Source organism: Actinocrinis sp., from assembly GCF_035938995.1.
GTDB lineage: Bacteria > Actinomycetota > Actinomycetes > Streptomycetales > Catenulisporaceae > DASZGI01.
In genome coordinates this window covers 14,081-35,737 of record NZ_DASZGI010000100.1, presented here as the reverse complement: position 1 = coordinate 35,737, position 21,657 = coordinate 14,081, and the positions used below count along the sequence as shown (strand labels likewise).

The window sequence follows — 21,657 nt, the reverse complement described above, 5'->3', positions numbered from 1 at the left end:
GCCTTAAGGAACGCCCCCGTGACTTCCGCCGCGGCCCCGCCGCCTCCCCTGCCGACCTCGGTGCTCGCCCCCGCCGGGGCCTCGGTCCCGCCCGCGGGCCAGGTGGGAGCGGACCGACTCGCCCTCGAGGCGCTGCTGCGCTGCTGGATCCGGGAGAACGCGGTGGCCGCCCCGCCCGGCGGCACGCTGCGGCTCGACGTCGGCGGCGCCACGCTGGCCGTGCCGGTCGAGTACTGGTCGCCGACGGGCCTGCACCGCCTCGGGGCGCCCAGCACGCCGATCGGCCCGCTCAGTCCCGGCGGCTTGGCGAGACTCGCAGGGGAGGGCGCCGGGGCCCAGGGCGAGGCGCTGGAGGACCTGGTGCGGCGCGCCATCGAGTCCGCGGACCGCATCGGAGCGCACCTGGCCGACCGCGCCGCCCGGCCCGAACCCGAGGCTGGTGCGACGCCCTTCCTCATCGCCGAGCAGGGGCTGCTGGCCGGGCATCCGCACCACCCGACCCCCAAGAGCCGGGACGGCCTCGACCTGGACGCCTCCGCCCGGTACTCACCGGAACTGCGCGGCGCCTTCCCGCTGCACTGGTTCGCCGTCGACCCGGACCTCGCCGCGCACGACAGCGAACTCGGCCCGACCGCCCCCGACCTCGCCGCGTTCCTCAGCAGCCTGATCCCGGACGGCAGGGCATTGATCCCAGCTCACCCGTGGCAGGCCGCGGAGCTCATGCGGCGCCCGGCGGTGCGCGAGCTGATCACGGCGGGTCGCCTAGCCCGCCTCGGCCCAGCCGGCGCCACCTGGTACCCGACGTCGTCCCTGCGCACCGTGTACCGTCCGGACGCGCCGGTTTTGCTCAAACTCTCGCTGGCCCTGAACATCACCAACTCCCGCCGGGAGAACCTGCGCAAGGAGCTGCTGCGCGGGATCGAGGCGCACCGCCTGCTGTCCGGCGAACTCGGCACCCGGCTGCTCACCGCACACCCCGGCTTCCGGGTGCTGACCGACGCCGCGTACCTGGCCGCGGACGGTGTGCCGGGACTCGACGTCTCGTTCCGCCACGCACCCTTCCGGAAGTCGGACTTCGTGTACTGCGTCGCGGCGCTGACCGATCTCGGACGCGGCGCGGCAGCAGGGGATGGGCACCCGCACGAGCTATCCGCCCACGTGCACGCGCTCGCGGCGGCTGAGGGCCGGCCGGCGGCGGCGGTGGCGGACGAGTGGTTCGCCCGGTACGTCAGCGTCCTGATCACGCCGCTGCTCTGGCTCGACGCCGAGTACGGGGTGACCCTCGAGGCACACCAGCAGAACACGCTGATCCAGTTCGACGGTCGCGGCTACCCGGGCACCGGCTGGTACCGCGACAACCAGGGCTTCTACTATCGTGAATCCCGGATCGCCGAGCTCGAGGCGCTCAGCGGCATCCCAGGGCTCGGCCGGGCCAGCGAGACGGTCGTGCCGGACGACGTCGTCTCCGAGCGGCTGCTCTACTACGTCGGGATCAATAATCTGATGGGTGTCATCGGCGCCTTCGGCTGCGCCGGGCTCGCCGACGAGCGGCGGCTGCTGGGCCTGGCCGCAGACCTGCTCGCGCCGCTGCGCGGACACCCGCCGGTGGACCTGCTGCTGAACGCGCAGACCCTGCGGTGCAAGGCGAATCTGCGCACCCGCGCGCAGGGACTGGACGAGCTGGTCGGGGACCTGGCCACGCAGTCCGTGTACGTCGATATCCGCAATCCGTTCGCCGCCCGCGCCGCCGGAAACACCCCATGAGCGTCGGAACCCCGGCAGCCCCGCGCTGGTGGGATCTGCCGACGCAGGCCGGGCGGCTCACCCTCAGCCCGGTCAAGCCCGAGCGCGATCTGCCGGACATCCACCGGTGGATGAACGACCCGACCGTGGCGCGGTACTGGGAGCTGGACGGCTCGATCGAGCGCGTCGCCGAGCATGTGGCCGGGCAACGCGCGGCAGCGCACACCGAACCGTACGTGGCGCGTCTCGCCGGTCGCTCGATCGGCTACTGGGAGGTCTATCGCGCCGCGGAGGACCGGCTGGCCGAGTACTACCCGGCGCTGCGCGACGACGTCGGCGTCCACTTCCTGATCGGCGAGCCCGACTGCCGCGGCATCGGACTCGGCACGCTGCTCCTGCGCGTGGTCTGCGACGCCATCCAAACCCGGTCGGCCGGTCCGTGCCGCGTCGTCGCCGAACCCGATGCCCGCAACACCGCCTCGGTGCGCGCGTTCCGAGCAGCAGGGTTCGAACCCTCCGGGATCGTCGACCTGCCGGAGAAGCGAGCGGTGTTGGTGATCCGCTCCGCCGTCCCGAGGCCGCGCCGCCCGTCCGATGCGGGGGAGCCGTGACCAACGACAAGACGGGCACAGTGCCCGAGCCGGAGCTCGTGGACCTGGCCGGAATCGGCGTCGGCCCGTTCAACCTCGCCCTCGCTGCCCTCGCCGAACCAGTGAGCGGGCTACGCGCCGCGTTCCTCGACGACAAGACCGAGTTCTCCTGGCACCCCGGCATGATGGTCGAGGGCGCGACGCTTCAGGTGCCCTTCCTCGCCGATCTGGTCAGCCTCGTCGACCCCACCAGCCGCCACAGCTATCTGGCCTGGCTGCGCGACACCGGGCGGCTGTTCGGGTTCTACTTCTCCGAGCAGTGGCACGTCCCGCGCCGGGAGTACGAGGCCTATTGCCGGTCGGTAGCCGTGAGCCTGCCGAGCTGCCGCTTTGCTTCCCGCGTGACGGCCGTGCACCCCGTCCGCCTGCCCGACGCCCGCGACGGATTCGCCGTCTCCTCCTTGAACCCTGGCTCGCACACCCCCACCCGCACACTCCTCACCCCCAACCTCGTCCTCGCCATCGGCACTGAGCCGTTCATTCCCTGCCCCCTCGCCAATCTCGGCGCGATCCACAGCGCCCACTACCTCGACCGCCTCGAATACATTCGGTCCGCCGACGACGTGACAGTCCTCGGCTCCGGCCAGTCCGGTGCGGAAGTCGTCCTCGACCTCCTGCGCTCGTGGCACCGCCCGGGCCGGCGACTGCGCTGGATCACCAGGTCGGCGGCGTTCGAGCCGATGGAGTACTCGAAGCTCGGGCTCGAACACTTCACCCCGGACTACACCGACCACTTCCACCGCCTCGCCGAGCCCGCGCGCGACGACCTCGTTGCCGCTCAGAGCCGGCTCTATAAAGCCGTCTCCGCCGAAACCCTGGCCGAGATCCGCGCGGAACTCGACACCCGCGCGTTCCCGGACGGCATCACCTCGACCGGCGTCACGCTCATGCCCGGCGCTGAAGCGGTCACGGGCCACCGCACCGCGGACTCGCTCACCCTCACCTTCCAGCACCGCCATACCGCCGAGCGATTCACCGTCCACACCGAGCGCCTGATCCTGGCTACTGGCTACGCGCCACGCCGTCCGGACTTCCTCGCCGCTCTCGACCCGCTCGCCAAGCACGACGCGGCCGGGCGGTGGGTCGTAGACCGAGACCACCGCGTCCGTCTGAACGGGACACGCGCCCGGCTGTTCGTCCAGAACGCCGAGCTCCACACCCACGGCGTGGGCGTGCCCGACCTGGGCCTCGGCGCCTACCGGGCGGCGACGATCCTGCGCGCCGTGATCGGCCGGTCGGTCTACCCGCTGCCCAGCCGTACCGCGCACACCGCGTTCGCCCCAGCCGTCGCCGCGGCCGCCGACCCCGGCATCGCTCTGACCACGGAGGAATTCGGCCATGACATCCGGCAGCACGGACACCTCGGCGGTCCCCGCCCCGCACCCGATTACGCAGACACAGACGCAGACCCAGACGCCCTATGCCGCGCAGCTCCCGGCCGCGCGCACTGACTCCAGCGGCACCCGTTCGGCGCCGCCCAACGATCCGGAGCTGCGCTGGCGGCAGGCCGGGCGCGCGCTGCTGGCCAAGACCATCGGCGAGTTCGCCTACGAAGACCTCCTCGCCCCCGAGCCCGACCAGGACGGCTGGCACCGGCTCGCCCTCGACGGCGTCGAGTACCGCTTCCGTGCCGAGCGCGGCGCATACGCGTCCTGGTTCGTCGATCCCGGCTCGGTCCGCCGGGCCGGACATCCGGCCGCCGACCCCCTCGCGTTCATCGCGGACGCGGCCTCGACCCTCGGGCTGCCCGGCGACACGGCCGGTCACCTGGTGCGGGAAATGGCGGCCACGCTCGCCGCGGATGCCGAGATCCTGTCCACCGCGACGCTCACCGCCGCCGAACTGGCCGATCTCGGCTACGCGGAACTCGAGGGGCACCAGACCGGCCATCCGTGGATCGCGTTCAACAAGGGCCGGGTCGGTTTCTCCGCGCAGGACGCCCTGCGGTACGCCCCTGAGGCGCGGCAGCCGGTGCGGCTCCCCTGGATCGCGGTGCGCGACGATCTGGCGTGCTATCAGGCGGTCGGCGGGCTCGGCGCGCGCAGGCTCTACACCGAGGAGCTGTCCCCGGCCGCGCGCGTCCGCTTCGGGGCGGAGCTGATCCGGCACAACTGCAATCCGGCCCGGTACTGGTGGTTGCCGGTCCACCCGTGGCAGTGGGACGAGACGATCCAGCCGCTGTTCGGCCCGCAGATCGCGGCGGCGCGGATGGTGTACCTCGGCGAGGGCGACGACTCCTACCTGCCGCAGCAGTCGATCCGCACGTTCAGCAACATCTCAGCGCCGCAGCGGCGCCACGTGAAACTCCCGCTGACCGTCCTCAACACCATGGTCTGGCGCGGCCTCCCGACTGAGCGCACCGCCGCCGCCCCGGCCGTCACGGCATGGCTCCAAGGTGTCGCGCACACCGACCCCTACCTCTCCGATGTCTGCAGGGTCGCGCTCCTCGGCGAGGTCGCGTCCGTGACCGTCGGCCACCCCGTGCTGGACCGCATGGAGGGCATCCCGTATCAGTACCGCGAGCTGCTCGGCGCGATCTGGCGCGAGCCACTGCCAGCAGCACTGCAACCGGGAGAACGGGCACGCACCCTTGCAGCCCTCCTCTCATTCGGCGCAGACGGCAAACCGCTGCTCGCCGAACTAGTCGCCCGTTCCGGCCTCGAGCCGCACCGGTGGTTGGACCGACTGTTCACCGCCATCCTGCCGCCCCTCCTGCACTTCCTTTACGCGTACGGCACGGCGTTCTCCCCGCACGGCGAAAACGCGGTCGTCATCTACGACGAGCGGGACATCCCGGCGCGCCTCGCGGTCAAAGACTTCGTGGACGACGTCAACCTCGTCGAAGCGGACCTGCCTGAACTCACCGACCTACCGGACCAAGTCGCCGCGGTACTGCTGCGCGAGAAGCCGGACTACCTCTGCCAATTCCTGCACGCCGGCCTGTTCATCGGCCACTTCCGCTACCTCGCCAAGATCTGCGAGCGTCACCTGGACGTCCAGGAGACGGAGTTCTGGGCGATGGTGCGCCAAGCCATCAAGACCTACCAGGACCAGTTCCCCGACCGCGCGGACCGTTACGAGCTGTTCGACCTCGGCACCCGGCGCATCGACCGCCTCTGCCTCAACCGCAACCGCCTGCTTCTGGACGGCTATCGCGACCGACCCACCCGCCCTCACGTCGAAGCCTTCGGCGACGTCCCCAACCCCCTCGCCCCGCCCGCTTGACCCATCTGCGCCCCGCCTTCCCGCCCCGCCTTCCTTGCCTCCCGCCCCTCCTCCCTCCTCCCTCCTCCCTCCTCCCTCCTCCCGTCCCCACTATTCCCTCCGTCCCAATCCCGCACCCTCCTCCCGCCGCCTCCACGTCCGCCCCTCACACCCTCCGTCTCACCCTCCATCCCTAACTCGACCTTGCTTGTCGGCCCGGCCCCGTACCCTATTGCTCCATGGGCAAAGCCGATCTCGAATCCCTCCTCACCACCGCGGTCGGCGCAGTCGGCGGCGAGCCACGGTCAGGGCAAGTCGAGATGGCCAAGGCAGTCCGCAAGGCGCTCGCGGACGGGGATCCGCTGCTTGTCCAAGCCGGCACCGGGACCGGCAAATCGCTCGCCTACCTCGTCCCAGCGATCGCCCACTGCCTTGAGCGTCAGAACCGGCGCGTCGTCATCGCCACCGCGACGCTCGCTCTCCAGCGGCAGCTCGTCGCCCACGACCTTCCGCTGATCGCCAGTGCTCTGGCCCCAGCACTCGGCCGCGAACCGGAGTTCGCACTGCTCAAAGGCCGCAGCAACTACGTGTGCCGCTACAAGATCGACGGCGGTGGTGGCGACGAGAGCGAAGAAACCCTCTTCGACGCCTCGGCTGTCACCGAACTCGGCCGACAGGTGCTGCGGGTGCGCGAGTGGGCCGACGAGACGGACACCGGCGACCGGGACGATCTTGTACCGGGCGTCAATGACCGAGTGTGGAACGCCGTCTCCGTCAGCGCCCGCGAATGCCTGACCGCCGCCAAGTGTCCCTTCGGTACCGAGTGCTTCGCGGAGGCCGCACGCGAACACGCCCGCGAGGCCGACGTCATTGTCACCAACCACGCGTTGCTGGCAATCGACACCTTCGACAGTGAAATTCAAGTTCTGCCCGAACACGACGCGGTGGTCATCGACGAGGCACACGAGCTAGTCTCGCGCGCCACCGGGGCCAACTCCGGGGAGCTGCCGTCGGGCACCGTCGACCGCGCGGCCAGACGCATTCGCAAGCACGTCGACGAAAAGACCCAGCTCGTGCTCGAGCAGGCCAGCGAGCTGTTCCGCGAGGTCGTCGAGAGCGCAGACGCGCGCCGCTACGCCCAATATCTGCCCGAAGAAATCGTGGACGCCCTTACTCAAGTGCGCGACGCGGCCCGCCAGGCAATCAGCGCCCTGGCCAGGAATCGGGACCGCGATCGGGATAAAGGAGCGGGGGAGGAGGGAGCACGGCGGCAGGCCCAGGCCGCGATCGAGCAAGTCTTCGAGCTCTCCGATCGAATGCTGCTCTGCGCGTCCGACGATGTGATCTGGCTTGACCGCGGCGACCGGTTCAGCTCGCTGCGCATCGCCCCGCTCTCAGTCGCCCAGCAGCTGCGCCACCGGTTGTTTGCCCGGAGTCATGTGGTCCTGACGTCGGCGACGCTGAAGCTCGGCGGAGACTTCGACGGCGTCGCACGCTCGGTCGGCCTTTACCCGGAGGAGCGCGCCGACCGAATGCCCGAAGCGGCGGCGCAGCCGGCCAAAACAGAGCAAGACATCCAGGACACCGAACGCGGCACAGAGCCCGATGCAAAACCCGTCGACACGCCAGACGGAAACCCAGACTCCGACGAAGTCGCCAACGCGGAAGAGACGGAATCGGAGCGGGATTCGGCGGCGGAGACGGCGGGGGCGGAGGCGGAATCAGCCGATCACCCGATCCGCTGGCACGCGCTCGACGTCGGGTCGCCCTTCGACTACCGAAAGCAGGGCATCCTCTATATTGCGCGGCATCTGGATCCGCCCGGCCGCGACGGAATCCGCCCCGATCAACTCGACGAACTCGCCGAGTTGATCGACGCAGCCGGCGGACGGACCTTGGGCCTGTTCTCCTCGCTGCGCGCCGCACAGTCGGCCGCCGAAGCGATCCCGAAGCGGCTCGACTTCAACGTGCTGTGCCAGGGAGAAGATTCGCTGCCCCAGCTGATCTCGCGGTTCGGCGAGAGCCCGCGTACGTGTCTGTTCGGCACGCTCTCCCTCTGGCAAGGGGTCAACGTTCCAGGCCCGTCGTGCCAGCTCGTCGTGATCGACCGGATCCCCTTCCCGCGTCCGGACGACCCACTCGCAGCAGCCCGCCAGGAAGCGGTGGCCCGCAACGGTGGAAACGGCTTCATGGCCGTCGCCGCCACGCATGCCGCCCTGCTCCTCGCCCAGGGCGCGGGCCGCCTGGTCCGTGCCGCAGGCGACCGCGGAGCGGTAGCGATCCTCGACTCCCGCCTAGCCACCGCGCGCTACGCGGGATTCCTCCGCGCCTCGTTGCCCCCGTTCTGGCCGACCGACGACCCCAAGCTCGTCCGCGCCGCCCTCCGCCGCCTCGACGCCGAGCACTCCTGACGAGTCGGCCGTCGAGCATTCCCGACGAGCCAGCTCCCGGACACTCCTAACGAGCGGGCTGTCGGGCATTCCCGACGAGCCGACCGCCGGACATCCTGGCAAGCCGACCGCCAGACATTCCTGATGAGTCAGCCGCTAGACATTCCTGACAAGCCGACCGATCGAGCATTCCTGACGAGCCGCTGTCGGGCACTGCCCGGCAAGACTTCATGAACGCGGGCACGTCCCGACGAGACCCCGCGTACTTCTGACACGCCGTCAGCGCCCCTGCTGCCGAAATCCGACCGGCATGCCGTCGAAACCTAGCCGGGCGCGCCGTGGTTTCCCGGCGTGCGCGCACGCCGAACTCGGTGCCCCCAAAGCTTCTCTGCGCAGCCGCCGGGTTGTGCGCACACAACCCGGCGGCTGACACTCGCCTCGCAGCCTCGCAGCCTCGCAGCCTCGCAGCCTCGCAGCCTCGCAGCCTCGCAGCCTCGCAGCCTCGCAGCCTCGCAGCCTCGCAGCCTCGCAGCCTCGCCCTGCCGAGGCTCGACTCGCCCATGCCCTGACCGCGCAGCTCGGTTTCACGCCTCTGCGGGCTGTGGCGCAGCGGTCGCCTCCTACGCTGTGCACGTACCGCGCAACGCTCAGCTTCACATGCCTGCGCGCTACCGCATGGCGCTCGGGGCCGCACGCTTGCGAGTTCGCCGCCTGTCGCCCGGCATTGCCCCGCGCTGCCAGCGGGTGCGCGTGTGAGGGCGCGGCTGCGCCTCACCTCCGTTGAGCCCATCCCTGGCGCTACCCCACGCTGTCGCCGGGTGCGCCGCGCGGGTTCGGCTGCGCCTCACCCTCAGTTCAGCCACCCACCCCCGCGCTGCCGGCGGGTGCGCCGCGTGAGGGCTCGGCTTTGCCTCACCCTCCGGCCAGCCCACCCTCGGCGTTCGCCGTGCAGTGCTCGGCTTCAGCGGGCGCCCTCGGCTTACCCGGCTTCGTGGTGCGGTGCCCAACTCCGCGCCTCGCCCCGCAACGCCTACTTGGCGTCGCCGTGCGGTGCCCGGCCTTCGCCGCGCACCGCCCCCGGCCCGCCTCGCCTACAGGCGACGCATCACCGCCACAACCCGGCCGAGGATCGAAGCCTCGTCTCCGGGGATCGGGTCGTAGGCGGGATTGCGCGGCATCAGCCAGACGTGCCGGCCGGTCGGCGTGGTCTGGAGCTTGAGCTGCTTGACCGTCGCCTCGCCGTCGATCATCGCCGCCACGATCTCGCCGGACTCGGCGGTCGGCTGCTGACGCACCACCACCGTGTCCCCGTCGCAGATCGCCGCATCCACCATCGAGTCCCCGACCACCGTCAGCGCGAACAGGGTGCCGTCACCCACCAGGTCGCGCGGCATCGGGATCAGTTCTTCGATCTCCTCCTGGGCCAGGATCGGACCGCCCGCCGCGATCCGGCCGACCAGAGGCACGTACTCGGTCGCGCCGACCATTCCCGGCAACTGCAGGACCTGCGCGTCCGTGTCCCCGCCCTCCCGCACCGCCGCCTGCTCGGCCACTGCGGTCTGGGACTGGGCCATCCGCGCCCGCCATGCCTGGGTCGGGTCGCTCGGGCCGCGCACGATGTACGCTCGCGGCCGATTCGGGTCCCGCCGGATGAAACCCTTGTTCTCCAGCACCACCAACTGGTGCCGCACGGACGAGGTCGACTGGAGGCCCACCGCCTCCCCGATCTCACGCATCGACGGCGGGTAGCCGCGCCGGTCGATCGAGTCCTGAATCACCTCCAGCACCCGGCACTGGCGATCGGTCAGCCGCAGCGACAGCGGTACTCGGGTGACGTCGGAGAGCTCCGCGGTGGTCGGCCCCAACCGCCCCGGTCCCCTCCGGCGCTGGCGCACGACGGTGCCGGGCTTGCCGTCCCCGCCCGCGTCCACCCCCTCGCCGCGCGAGCCGACGCGACGCCTCGACGCGGCTCCACTGCTCCGTCCGGCCATGATCGTGGTTCCCTTCCCTGTTCCTTTTCGCTGGAGACGGACCCCGGGTGATCCCCTAATCCACGGTAGCCGAATCGGACGACAAATGCGCAACACATGTTCGAACGACTCGGTCGAACATGTGAGTTCACTTCCCCTCCGGCGATCGCCCCGGTGTCGCTGTCCGCGAGCCCTTCGCGGCGCGGTTTATCCCTGCTAGGTCCATCCTGCTGCCAGGCAAGGTGCAACATCCCGTTTTCCACAGGGAATTCATCCGGTCGAAGGAATTTGCGGCGAACACCCTTGCGCCTGCGCCGCAAAGGTGATTCGGCCCACCTGGAGCGATCGCGGAGCGTAGCCGATCAGGGCTTGGACATCCTTCCCCGTTCGGCCCTGTGCGGCTTGCGGACGGCCGCTCGCCGGGACTACCGTACCCCTACATCTAGTACTCGCTGGGCCTGAAGTACTCCACAACTTGTGGTATCAACGCCCGGCAGGTCACGGGGTTATGCACAGCGTGTGTCCACAGGTTCGTCACCGTCCGTCGCCGAGGGAGGCCGGTCAGCCGTGCACTGTCCGTTCTGCCGCCACACCGACAGCAAGGTGATCGACTCGCGGACCACCGAAGACGGCACCGCGATCCGCCGCCGCCGCTCCTGCCCCCAGTGCAACCGACGGTTCACCACGGTTGAGACCGCCGCCCTACTGGTCGTCAAGCGATCCGGGGTCACCGAACCGTTCAGCCGCGAGAAAGTTGTCGGTGGCGTGCGCAAGGCTTGTCAGGGACGGCCTGTCACCGAGGACCAGATCGCGCAACTGGCCCAGCGCGTGGAGGAGGCGATCCGCGCCAAGGGCGTGGCCGAGTTGCCCAGCCACGAGGTCGGGCTGGAGATACTCGGCCCCCTGCGGGATCTGGACGTGGTGGCCTACCTGCGCTTCGCATCGGTCTACCGGGCGTTCGACTCGCTCGAGGACTTCGAGGGCGAGATCGCGGCGTTGCGGGCCGCGCGCGCCGCGCGCGCCGCGCGGGCACAGCAGCCCGCCGTCACAACTTGAGCTTGAGCCGAGCCCCAGTGGGGCGGCCCTCGGCGGTGGGGAAGCCGATCGAGGGTTGAAGACGTTGATTCGTAAGGACGAGGGATGGGAAGGAACGCTCCTCATGACGGAAACCATCAGCGGGCCGTCGCGCAAAGCGGCCAAGCAAGGCGGCGGGTTGCCCGCGCAACCGGACTCCGCGCGTCAGGGCGGAAAAGCCGGTCAGGGCGAGCGTCGCGGGCTTCGCGTCGAGCGGATCTACACCAAGCCCGGCGTCCATCCCTATGACGAGGTCGAGTGGGAGCGCCGGGACGTCGTCATGACGAACTGGCGGGACGGCTCGATCAACTTCGAGCAGAAGGGCGTGGAGTTCCCCGCCTTCTGGTCGGTGAACGCGGCCAACATCGTCACCACGAAGTACTTCCGCGGCGCGCTCGGCACCGATCGGCGCGAATGGTCGCTCAAGCAGGTCGTCGACCGCGTCGTGAAGACCTACCGCGCGGCCGGTGAAGAACACGATTACTTCGCCACCCCGCAGGACGCCGAGATTTTCGAGCACGAGCTCACCCATGCCCTCGTCCACCAGGTCTTCGCGTTCAACTCGCCGGTCTGGTTCAACGTTGGCACGCAGAGCCCGCAGCAGGTCTCGGCCTGCTTCATCCTCTCCGTCGACGACACCATGGACTCGATCCTGAACTGGTACCGGGAGGAAGGTCTGATCTTCAAGGGCGGCTCCGGAGCCGGCCTGAACCTCTCCCGGATCCGCTCGTCCAAAGAACTGCTCTCCTCCGGAGGTAACGCCTCGGGGCCGGTGTCCTTCATGCGCGGCGCGGACGCCTCGGCAGGCACCATCAAGTCCGGCGGGGCGACCCGGCGCGCGGCCAAGATGGTAGTCCTCGACGTCGATCACCCGGACGTGCAGGAGTTCATCTGGACCAAGGCCCGCGAGGAGGACAAGATCCGGGTGCTGCGCGACGCGGGGTTCGACATGGACCTCGGCGGCGCCGACATCACCTCGGTCCAGTACCAGAACGCGAACAACTCGGTCCGGGTCAACGAAGCCTTCATGCGGGCCGTTGAGGAGGGCGGCACCTTCGACCTCGTCTCCCGCGACCCCGAGCACCGGGTCATCGAGACCGTCGACGCCAAGGACCTTTTCCACCAGATGGCGCAAGCGGCCTGGGAATGCGCCGACCCGGGCATCCAATACGACGACACGATCAACGCCTGGCACACGAACCCGAACACCGGCCGGATCAGCGCCTCGAACCCGTGCTCGGAGTACATGTCGCTGGACAACTCGTCCTGCAACCTGGCGTCGCTGAACCTGATGAAGTTCCTCCGGGACGACGACACCTTCGACACGGCGACCTTCGCCAAGGTGGTCGAGATGGTCATCACCGCGATGGACATCTCGATCTGCTTCGCCGACTTCCCGACAGAGCCGATCACGAAGACCACCCGCGCCTATCGGCAACTCGGCATCGGCTACGCCAACCTCGGCGCGCTGCTGATGGCGACCGGCCACGCGTACGACTCGGACGGCGGCCGGGCGATCGCCGCCGCGGTCACCGCGCTGATGACCGGCGCCGCGTACAAGCGGTCCGCCGAACTGGCCGGAGTCGTCGGCCCGTACGACGGATACGCCCACAACGCGAAGCCGCACACCGCCGTCATGCGCAAGCACGCCGCGGCCACGGATGCGGTCCGCACGCTGGAGAAGTTCGACGCCGACATCCTCGACGCCGCGAAGCGCGCCTGGCGCAAGGGCATCGAGACCGGCGAGGCGAACGGCTGGCGCAACGCCCAGGCCAGCCTGTTGGCTCCGACCGGAACCATCGGCTTCATGATGGACGTGGACACCACGGGCGTCGAGCCGGACCTGGCGCTGGTCAAGTTCAAGAAGCTGGTCGGCGGCGGCTCGATGCAGATCGTGAACAACACGGTCCCGCGCGCGCTGCGCCGTCTGGGGTACCACCAGGAGCAGATCGAGGCGATCGTCGAGTACGTCGCCGAGCACGGCCACGTGGTGGACGCCCCCAGCCTCAAGCGCGAGCACTACGACGTCTTCGACTGCGCGATGGGCGAGCGCTCGATCGCGCCGATGGGCCATGTGAAGATGATGGCCGCGATCCAGCCGCACCTGTCCGGCGCGATCAGCAAGACGGTCAACATGCCCGAGTCGGCCACCGTCGAGGACATCGAGGAGATCCACTTCCAGGGCTGGAAGCTGGGTCTCAAGGCGCTGGCGATCTACCGCAACAACTGCAAGGTGGGCCAGCCGCTGCAGGACGCGAAGGGCGCCAAGCGCGAGGCCGCGGCAGCGGCGGCAGCGGCGACCTCGCCTGCGACCCCGGCCCCGGCGTCCACCGCGGTCGAGGAACTCCGCCCGGTGCGCAAGCGGCTCCCGAAGAACCGGCCCGGGCGTACGACGTCGTTCGCGGTGGGCGGTGCCGAGGGCTACATGATCGCGAACTCCTACCCGGACGACGGCCTCGGCGAGCTCTTCCTGAAGATGTCGAAGCAGGGCTCGACCCTGGCCGGCATGATGGACGCCTTCTCGATCGCCATCTCAGTCGGTCTGCAGTACGGAGTGCCGCTGGAGACGTATGTGTCGAAGTTCACGAACATGCGCTTCGAGCCGGCGGGCCTGACCGACGACCCGGACGTGCGGATGGCGCAGTCGATCCTCGACTACATCTTCCGCCGCCTGGCGCTCGACCACCTGCCGTTTGACGTGCGAGCGGACTACGGCATCTACTCCGCGACTGAGCGCCAGCGCCAGGTCGAGACCGGCTCTTACCTGCCCGACGAGGACGCAGATCTCACCGAGATCGCCCAGTCCGCGCCGATAGAGGAGCGCGCCCCGAAGGCCAAGGCGGCGAGCGATGTCGCCGTCGGCGCTGCGACCCCGGTGGGCTCGGCCCGCTCCTCGATGGAGGTGGTGGAGGCCAAGTTGGGCCACGCCGCCGACGCCCCGCTGTGCCTTAACTGCGGCACCAAGATGCGCCCCGCCGGAAGCTGCTATGCCTGTGAGGGCTGCGGCTCCACCAGCGGCTGCAGCTAAAATTGGGATTTATTGCATCAGATGCAACCACTCGGCGTAGTTGAGTGAACTGTAGATCTTGATGCGGCGATCAGCAGCCCTCAGGTGCGCTCATGCCTGAGGTAGCTGGTCAGAGAGTGTTCCGGTCCGCAAACCTGCGGCCGAAACACGAACGCCCGACCCAGGGGGCCGAGCGTTCGGTGCGATTCAGACGTGATGTCCTGCACGCTGTAGTGGGCTGTTAGGACACCACATCCTGGGTCGCAGTGCAAATCGGCACTATAGATAAGGATGTTTATTCGATGGTCATGAACTTCAGCCAGACGAGCGCGAAGGTCGCCTCGGATGCGGCGCGGCTGCTGCGTAGCAGCAACGCGACCATGGACGACCGCACGGTTGCGGCCAGCGCTCTCGACCAGGTCCGGCGCACCCACGGTCCGAACCTCGACCAGACGAGCGCCCGGGCGGCGGCTGCTGCGGCGAAGGTTCTGCGCGACTCGAACGCGACGCGGATCGAGCGCGAAGTCGCGGCCAGCGCTCTCGAGCAGACTCCGCTGCACGGCTAGGAGCGGCACGGCATGAGGCGATCGCTGCTTCGGGCTGCTAGCCCGAAGCAGCGACCTTCTTGACTCAAAGCATCATTGTTGCGTTTAATGCAACACATGACTCGGCCTGTCGCTCTTGCTGGCGCAGCGCGCTTCGTGCTCGCCGAGAATGTCCGGTACCTGGATCCTGCGCCCGCAGTGTTTGAAGCAATGCTCGAGGGTTGGGCCCTCCAGCAGCGGACCCGGTTCCTCAAGGACACGACGGTTGACTCTCGCTTGCGTCTCGTGCGTCGGCTAGCTGGCTTCTCGAACCAGTACCCCTGGCAGTGGCAGCCGACTGAGATCGAAGCGTTTTTTGGTGATCTTCGGTCCGGTGCTCGCCCGATCATGATGTCGACGGCACGCGGATATCAGAACACGCTGCGGATGTTCATGGAGTACGTCACCGACACGCGGTACGAATGGCCACAACAGTGTCACGACCGGTTTGGTCAGATTCCGGTCCAAATCCTGCATGAGTGGAACTCGATCACCCACGTCAACGAGTATGAGGGCGATCCGCGCCGGCGGCCGTTGACTTATGACGAGGTCCAGGCACTTTTCGATGCGGCCGACTCCCGGGTGGAAGAAATCCGCGCACGTCGGCGCAAAGGCGCGTTGGCGGCCCTGCGCGACGCGACCGTGCTCAAGACGATCTACGCCTTTGGTCTGCGGCGGAGCGAGGCGTCGGGGCTAGACCTTGCCGACCTGCGGCACAACCCGAAAGCACGGCAGTTCGGCCGAATCGGAGCACTGTTCGTGCGTTGGGGGAAGGCCACCAAAGGCAGCCCGCCGAAACGGCGCACCGTGTTGACGGTGCCGGAGATGGACTGGATCATCCCGGTACTTGAGCAATGGCTCGACGAGGTGCGTCCCGCGTTCCGTGCTGGCAAGCACCCTGCGCTGTGGGTGACTGAGAGAGCGGGACGCTTATCACCGCGCTCGATCGATGACGCATTTGCGTTAGCTCGCGGTGCGGCAGGGCTGGCGGATGAGCTAGACCTGCACTGTCTTCGGCACTCGTACGTCACGCACTTGGTCGAGTTCGACTACACCGAGCGCTTCGTCCAGGAGCAAGTCGGCCACGCCTATGCCAGCACGACCGCGATCTATACCGGGGTGTCTGACGACTACCGGAACCGGCTCTTGGCACGATCGCTGAAGGAGCGCTATGGCGAGCTTTGGGGAGTCGTCGGATGATCAAAAAGATGGGCTATCAGTGGCATCTGCGAGGCCTTATGGCCGACAAGGGGATGTTCCAGACGACGGATCTTGTGCCGTTGCTGGCAGAGCGTGGCATCTCGCTATCCCGTGAGCAGGTCTTTCGCCTGGTGACACAGCCACCGCAGCGTCTGTCGATGGATGTGCTTGCTGCGTTGTGTGACATTCTCAGCTGCACGCCGAGCGATCTGATCGAGATCGAGGTCATCAACGCGCAGGTACGGAAAGACGGCAGTGGCAAGGCGGCGAGTGGGGAGACCGTCGGTGACGCACCGCAGCCGCGGCGCGCAACGATCCGGAGGCCAACCGGACTATGAGCAGTGTTGATCCGGCCGACGTCGTTGTTGACCGGATGACCGCACGCATCCAGGCATCTGTTCCCGGCTTGGATCTGGTCTCAGCGCGCCGTCTGCTCTCAGAGGCGCAGGCGCACCGCGGCAAGGCGATGCGCGAACTGGACGCGTTCCTTGCTGGGGAACCGAATGCTCTTCGCAGGCCGATTTCTGATTGTCCGGCGAGCTACATACGGTTGGTGCAGGTGGTCAGCGATGGCGGCTACGAGATCAGCTTGCCGATTTGCGCGACGTGCGGCAGGTCGGCCACGCAGTTGAGGGCTGGTTCCGGCGGACGAGTCTGTAGCCGCTGTTACGCGCGGTCGAGTCGAACGACGTGCGCCCGATGTGGAAGGGAGGGGCGCATTGCGGCTCGCCGCCCGGAAGGAGTCATCTGCTACACGTGTTACCAACGCGATCCGTTGGTGACCGAACCGTGCATCAGGTGTGGAAATTCACGTGTGCCTGCGATCCGACTTGCCGATGGTCAGCCCGTGTGTGGGAATTGCAGCCGGCCAATTCACACATGTACGGTGTGTGGAACAGAGGCGCCAGCCAAAACGAATCGCGATGGTCAGGCCATATGCGCGCGGTGCTATCAGCGGCCAAAGCGGCTTTGTGGCCGCTGCCAACGTGTCATGCCGATATCCCTCCGGGCGACCGAGGATAATCCCGACCTTTGCGAGAACTGCTATCAAGGGGTAACGGGTACGTGCACAGTTTGCGGTCGCATTCGCCCCTGCCTAGGAGTGCGTTCCGGAATCCTTATCTGCAAGAGCTGTCTCCCACGTCAACTACGACAGTGCTGTCGATGTGGCAGGAATCGACGCGTTAACGCGGAGTGGCCGATTGGTCCAGTGTGTTCGACATGTTATGAGCGTATTCGTAACCATCCCGAAGTATGCGCAGCGTGCGGGAGTATTCAGCCGCTGATTGCGGTGTCGGAAGGCGGAAATATTTGCGGCCCGTGTGCAGGTGTGGCCGTTGACTATGTCTGCAAGGCTTGTGGGTCAGGGGGAAAGATTTATGCCGAAGGGCAGTGCGCGCGCTGTGTACTCGCCACTCGGGTCAATGACCTACTCGGACATCCGACTGGAATTTCGCAGCTGGGTGCTGTGCGTGATGCGCTTGTTAATGTTGAGCACCCTGTCTCGATCCTTGGCTGGCTTCGAAAAAGCGCTTCAGCGCGGCTGCTGGCGCAGCTTGCCGCCAAAGGAGAGCCCATCACGCATCAGATGCTCGACGGCCTACCACAATCGAGGAATCTGCATTACGTGCGTCAAGTTCTCGTCCATACCGGTGTGCTGCCGGACCGGGTTGAGTACTTGGAACGCATAGGCCCTTGGCTCGATCATGTTCTTCTTGATGTACCGACGCACCACGGCCAACTGGTCCGACCTTTCGCTCACTGGTTCGTACTGCGCCGCGCTCGGCGAGCCAGTCTCCGACGGTCGTATACACAAGGCGCTGGTGCCAGTGCCCGACGGCGCATTCGAGCTGCGTTGGACTTCCTGCAATGGGCCGATGAGCGGAACATTTCTCTGGGGGAGCTCAAGCAAGCGCAAGTCGAGCAGTGGCTGAATGATGGCCCGAAAACTCGCTACGATATAAGATCATTCCTCGCGTGGACTGCCAATCGGAAAGTTACGCCGCCTCTCACCGTTCCAGCGCGGTCATTTCGGCAATACTTCGATCAGGTACTGGAAGAGGACCAGCATCTCTTGCAGCTTCGGCGATGTGTTACCGATACGACGTTACCCGTCGATGTTCGAGCCGCCGGAGCATTGGTGAGCCTTTTCGGGATACCCGTGTCACGTATCGTCGAGTTGACGAGTGATCGCCTGATAACTCAAGGCGAGAACAGCTACCTTGTCATCGGTCGCCATCCAGTGCTGCTGCCTCCTTCGGTTGCCGAGTTGCTACAACTGGGGGCGCAAAGCCAGCCTCGCTCAGCACTGGGACGTGCCGTTCCGGGGCGACGTTGGTTATTTCCCGGCTTAAATCCTGGTCGTCATATAACGGCAAACCGAATAACCGAGCGCCTTCGTCATTTTGGAATCGAGGCACGCACTACGCGCTCGACTGCGCTATGCGCACTCGCCGCCGACATGCCAGCAGCGATTCTGGCCGACCTTCTGGGTATTCACATTGCGACGGCCGCCTATTGGGTTTCGTATGTCAAGCGTGACTGGGCCGACTACGTTGCAGCACGCGCAGTCGACACCGGACGGCCTGGTCGTTTACCCATGCTTGAAACGTGAGCATTCGAATAGTCCCATTATGGCGGAGGCGTTCAAGCTAGGCGCCACGTCGCTCTGAGCTCCATCGAGAGTGTCCGCCTCTATCCATGCCACTCACAGGTAGGTTGAGCTTTGCCTGCATCGGACCGGCGATAACAGGGGACAATCCCACTGTCAGTGCTCTGCTGATGTGAGGGGGCGTGAGTGGCGCGCAAGAAGTCCATCATCGCGGAGTTCCTGCGGCTCAAGCAGGAGAAGGAGAAAGCCAGGGCGCAGCAGGCTCGCATGGAGTTGCAGGAAGAGATCCGAGCGCAAAAGCTAGAGGAGCAGCGGCAACGTCAGGCGCAGCGGAAGCGCGACCAGGCGGCGAAGGCGCGCAACGTGCGCGCCGCGGAGGAGTTGCGCGCACGTCGTTCGGGCGAGGCGGCGCAGAGGGAGGTCGAGCGCATTCAGCGCGAGGCCGAACGGCGCGAGCAAGAGCGGCAGCGCCAGGAAGCTGCACAGCAGCGGGCCAAGCAGGCTGAAGCGCGCCGCAAGGCTGCTGAGCAGGCCAAGGCGCTCGAGATGGCGCGGCGACACGAAGCCGGCGAGCGTAGTGCACAGATCCGCATCCAACTGGCGCAATTTGATGCCCTGCTGCAGAGCGTGTCGTCCGGCCTTCACTCGGCGCGCCTGCCACTGGAACGTGCCTTCGACAATGGCGACCTGATCACGGCCATCGACGTGGTTGAGCGCACCCTCACCTCATGCCCTTATCCAGCGGGCGTCGCAGGGCCAGTGCGCGCCCAGATGATCCCGGAAGCGCGCGAACTGATCATGGACGTTGAGCTGCCTCCGCGGGACACGGTCCCCGCAGTCGCGGAGTATCGGTACGTGGCAAGTCGACGTGAGATCGTTCCTGTCGCCCGCAAACTGATTGAGCGCGACGCGCTGTATCGCCTGCTGATCGCTCGGGTGGCCCTTCGCAGACTCCACGAAGCGTTCACCGTGTGCCCACCGTCTCTCATCGACAGCGTTGTGTTCAACGGCCATGTCAGTGCCAAGAACCCGGCCACAGGCAGGCCGATCCGACCATGTGTGCTGAGCGTGCAGGCCACCCGCGCACTGATGGACGAGATGGATCTGTGCGAACCGGAGCTCGATCCAGCAGCCTGCCTGCACCATCTCAACGCGATCTTCTCGAAACACCCGGGGGATCTCGAACCTGTACAACCAGTCGTCGTCTTCGATGCGCGCCGCTACAGGTTCGTGGATGCTATTGATGTGGTCGCCGGACTCGACAGTAGACCGGAGATCCTTAACTTGACCCCCACAGAGTTCGAGCACTTGGTTCGAAGGCTCTTCGAGGCTTACGGCTTGCAGGCTTGGGTGACTCAGGCTTCACGCGACGACGGAGTCGACGCGGTGGCGTTCAACAAGGACCCGTTCACAGGTGGGACCTGCGTCATCCAGGCCAAGCGCTACACAAAGGTCGTGCCGGCCAACGACGTGCGGGCTCTGGCTGGCGTCATGGACGACATGAACGCAACCAAAGGCATCCTCGTGACTACCTCGTGGTTCGGCAAGACCAGCCGCGATTTCGCCACGAGAAACGGCCGCATGCAGTTGATCGACGCACGAGAGCTGATCGCGCTGCTCAAGACTCACTTGAACCTCGACGCGCTGATCACTTTGCCCAAGCCACCGCGCGAATGGACTCCCTAGGATGTCCGTCCTCGGACTTTGGCCCGGCTGTTCCAGGGCCAGCTCGGTCGAGGAATAGCGCACGGGTGGAATAACTACACTCCACCAGTAAAACGGACAGATCGGCGGCCGCGAGCTACGAGATATCCGAGGAGGGAAACGGAATGGATCGCGTCACGGTGGTTTCCTCGAATCTTGTCTCGGTTGGCTATGACCCGGGATCTCGCACCCTTGAGGTCGAGTTCTGGGGCGGCAGGATCTATCAGTACTTCAATGTGCCCTCGATCATGCACCGGCAGCTCATGAGTGCCCGGAGCAAGGGACGGTATCTAGCAAGGGCTATAAAGCCTGCGTACGACTTCCGGCGAGTTGCGTAAGGGCAGACCGGCTGATCTGTGAGGTGCCGGCGCCGCCGCTGGCACTCCGCAGCGCCTCGTCCCTCCCCGAGCAGATGGACACCAATTGGCGTTGATCGGCGAACGGGTCGAACAAGTCCGCTCTATCAGCACCGTAGTAGCTGATACGAGCTGACAACTGGCAGCGAATTGCGACGGCCGGTGGCCCCGAACACGTAGAACGTTCGGGGCCACCGGCCGTTTGCCGCCTCGTGCCGCTGTGTCCGGTGTCCGTGGGTGGGCGCGGGATCCGTTACCCAGCCCACTCGCCCTCCGCGCAGCTCCCAGCCAAGTTAGCTTCGTCGGCGGCCTTCGTTTGGTGGCAGCTCGTGCAAGGCGGTCGATGCTTGCAGGGCCTCGAAGCATCAACGACGACCGGTGAATACTGCAGCTTCCGAATAAGTACACTCCACCAACATTACAGGTGTTGCCCAGTAGCATTAGAGCAGGTCACAGGGGAGTCGGCCAAGACGTCGGCTCCCCTGGGCCTTGCCTGCATTCATAGCGTTGTTGCGTTGGATGCAACTGTCGAGTCGCCCCATGAGCTGTGCGGCGTAGGAGCGGTTGGCGTCTACTGTGGGGTCATGGGCCGTAGTGGTAGCGGCATGCTGCGATGCGCACTTCTTCATCGACGACCTTGTAGATCAACCGGTGCTCGTCGGTGACCCGGCGCGACCAGTATCCGTGGAAACCGTGCTTGAGGGGTTCGGGTTTGCCGATGCCTTCGTTGCCGTTGCGCTGGACGTCCTGGATGAGAGTGTTGATCCGTTTGAGTACTTTGCGGTCCTGCGTCTGCCACCAGACGTAGTCCTCCCAGGCGCTCTCGTCCCAGAGCAGCTTCACTCCGCCAGCTCCCTTGCGGTGCCGCCTCCATGCTCGAGTCGGTCGATCGAGGCCAGCAGGCGGCGGGCGTTCTCGGGGCTGCGCAGCAGGTAGGCGGTCTCCTTGAGCGACTCGTAGTCATCGAGGGCTACCATGACCACCGGGTCGTGTCCGGCCCGCGTGATGATGACTTCCTCGCGGTCGTCAACCACCGCGCTCAGGGTCTCGGCGTACTTGGCACGTGATTCGGAATAGGTCATTGTGCGCATCGCACACCTCCTTGGCTTGTACAGGAAATTGTACGTTACGCCGGGACGGCGGGCAACCGCCAGCAGATCGGCA

At 66.8% G+C, this 21,657-nt stretch carries 16 protein-coding genes; 13 read left to right on the top strand and 3 right to left on the bottom strand.

What is annotated here, in order from left to right; genetic code table 11:
* Positions 1 to 18 precede the first annotated feature (18 nt).
* The 5 genes from VGZ32_RS06435 to VGZ32_RS06415 all read left to right on the top strand — a co-directional run bounded on the left by VGZ32_RS06435 (position 19) and on the right by VGZ32_RS06415 (position 8,008).
* A complete protein-coding gene (locus VGZ32_RS06435; protein ID WP_326884918.1) occupies positions 19 to 1,764 on the top strand; it encodes an IucA/IucC family protein in 1,746 nt (581 codons plus the stop codon).
* Entirely contained in the window at positions 1,761 to 2,354 is a 594-nt protein-coding gene (locus VGZ32_RS06430; RefSeq protein ID WP_326884917.1) for a GNAT family N-acetyltransferase, read from the top strand. Before VGZ32_RS06435 ends, VGZ32_RS06430 begins: the two co-directional genes overlap by 4 nt.
* Positions 2,351 to 3,844, top strand: a complete 1,494-nt coding sequence (locus tag VGZ32_RS06425; protein ID WP_326884916.1) for a lysine N(6)-hydroxylase/L-ornithine N(5)-oxygenase family protein — start codon at positions 2,351 to 2,353, stop codon at positions 3,842 to 3,844. Before VGZ32_RS06430 ends, VGZ32_RS06425 begins: the two co-directional genes overlap by 4 nt.
* Positions 3,732 to 5,618, top strand: coding sequence for an IucA/IucC family siderophore biosynthesis protein (locus VGZ32_RS06420; protein ID WP_326884915.1), 1,887 nt, complete (start codon positions 3,732 to 3,734; stop codon positions 5,616 to 5,618). Before VGZ32_RS06425 ends, VGZ32_RS06420 begins: the two co-directional genes overlap by 113 nt.
* A gap of 218 nt (positions 5,619 to 5,836) precedes the next feature.
* Positions 5,837 to 8,008 (top strand): ATP-dependent DNA helicase, encoded by a 2,172-nt coding sequence (locus VGZ32_RS06415; protein WP_326884914.1) that lies wholly within the window; start codon positions 5,837 to 5,839, stop codon positions 8,006 to 8,008.
* A gap of 1,070 nt (positions 8,009 to 9,078) precedes the next feature.
* Here the strand turns inward: VGZ32_RS06415 and lexA are convergent.
* Positions 9,079 to 9,978, bottom strand: coding sequence for a transcriptional repressor LexA (lexA, locus tag VGZ32_RS06410; protein ID WP_326884913.1), 900 nt, complete (start codon positions 9,976 to 9,978; stop codon positions 9,079 to 9,081).
* 546 nt (positions 9,979 to 10,524) lie between these two features.
* On the opposite strand from lexA, the gene nrdR reads away from it, so the two are divergent.
* The 8 genes from nrdR to VGZ32_RS28610 all read left to right on the top strand — a co-directional run bounded on the left by nrdR (position 10,525) and on the right by VGZ32_RS28610 (position 20,475).
* Complete coding sequence (gene nrdR / locus VGZ32_RS06405; protein WP_326884912.1) at positions 10,525 to 11,013, top strand: transcriptional regulator NrdR; 489 nt, start codon at positions 10,525 to 10,527, stop codon at positions 11,011 to 11,013.
* A 103-nt stretch (positions 11,014 to 11,116) separates the two neighbouring features.
* Entirely contained in the window at positions 11,117 to 14,059 is a 2,943-nt protein-coding gene (locus VGZ32_RS06400; RefSeq protein ID WP_326884911.1) for a vitamin B12-dependent ribonucleotide reductase, read from the top strand.
* A gap of 281 nt (positions 14,060 to 14,340) precedes the next feature.
* Positions 14,341 to 14,604 carry a hypothetical protein gene (locus VGZ32_RS06395; RefSeq protein ID WP_326884910.1) on the top strand — a complete coding sequence of 88 codons (264 nt, stop codon included), beginning with the start codon at positions 14,341 to 14,343 and terminating at the stop codon, positions 14,602 to 14,604.
* A 96-nt stretch (positions 14,605 to 14,700) separates the two neighbouring features.
* Positions 14,701 to 15,822, top strand: coding sequence for a tyrosine-type recombinase/integrase (locus VGZ32_RS06390; protein ID WP_326884909.1), 1,122 nt, complete (start codon positions 14,701 to 14,703; stop codon positions 15,820 to 15,822).
* Entirely contained in the window at positions 15,819 to 16,160 is a 342-nt protein-coding gene (locus VGZ32_RS06385) for a helix-turn-helix transcriptional regulator (protein WP_326884908.1), read from the top strand. Before VGZ32_RS06390 ends, VGZ32_RS06385 begins: the two co-directional genes overlap by 4 nt.
* A 1,130-nt stretch (positions 16,161 to 17,290) precedes the next feature.
* Positions 17,291 to 18,436, top strand: coding sequence for a hypothetical protein (locus tag VGZ32_RS06380; RefSeq protein ID WP_326884907.1), 1,146 nt, complete (start codon positions 17,291 to 17,293; stop codon positions 18,434 to 18,436).
* Positions 18,437 to 18,619: 183 nt separating this feature from the next.
* Positions 18,620 to 20,119: a restriction endonuclease gene (locus tag VGZ32_RS06375; RefSeq protein ID WP_326884906.1), complete on the top strand. Its 1,500-nt coding sequence runs from the start codon at positions 18,620 to 18,622 to the stop codon at positions 20,117 to 20,119.
* Positions 20,120 to 20,262: 143 nt separating this feature from the next.
* The gene (locus VGZ32_RS28610) at positions 20,263 to 20,475 is read left to right on the top strand and encodes a KTSC domain-containing protein (protein ID WP_349263510.1); all 213 of its coding nucleotides are present in this window, start codon (positions 20,263 to 20,265) and stop codon (positions 20,473 to 20,475) included.
* Positions 20,476 to 21,075: 600 nt separating this feature from the next.
* Here the strand turns inward: VGZ32_RS28610 and VGZ32_RS06370 are convergent.
* Together VGZ32_RS06370 and VGZ32_RS06365 are read right to left on the bottom strand one after the other, a co-directional pair.
* Positions 21,076 to 21,336 (bottom strand): Txe/YoeB family addiction module toxin, encoded by a 261-nt coding sequence (locus tag VGZ32_RS06370; RefSeq protein ID WP_326884905.1) that lies wholly within the window; start codon positions 21,334 to 21,336, stop codon positions 21,076 to 21,078.
* Positions 21,333 to 21,584 (bottom strand): type II toxin-antitoxin system Phd/YefM family antitoxin, encoded by a 252-nt coding sequence (locus VGZ32_RS06365; RefSeq protein WP_211470650.1) that lies wholly within the window; start codon positions 21,582 to 21,584, stop codon positions 21,333 to 21,335. Before VGZ32_RS06365 ends, VGZ32_RS06370 begins: the two co-directional genes overlap by 4 nt.
* Between the last annotated feature and the right edge of the window lie 73 nt (positions 21,585 to 21,657).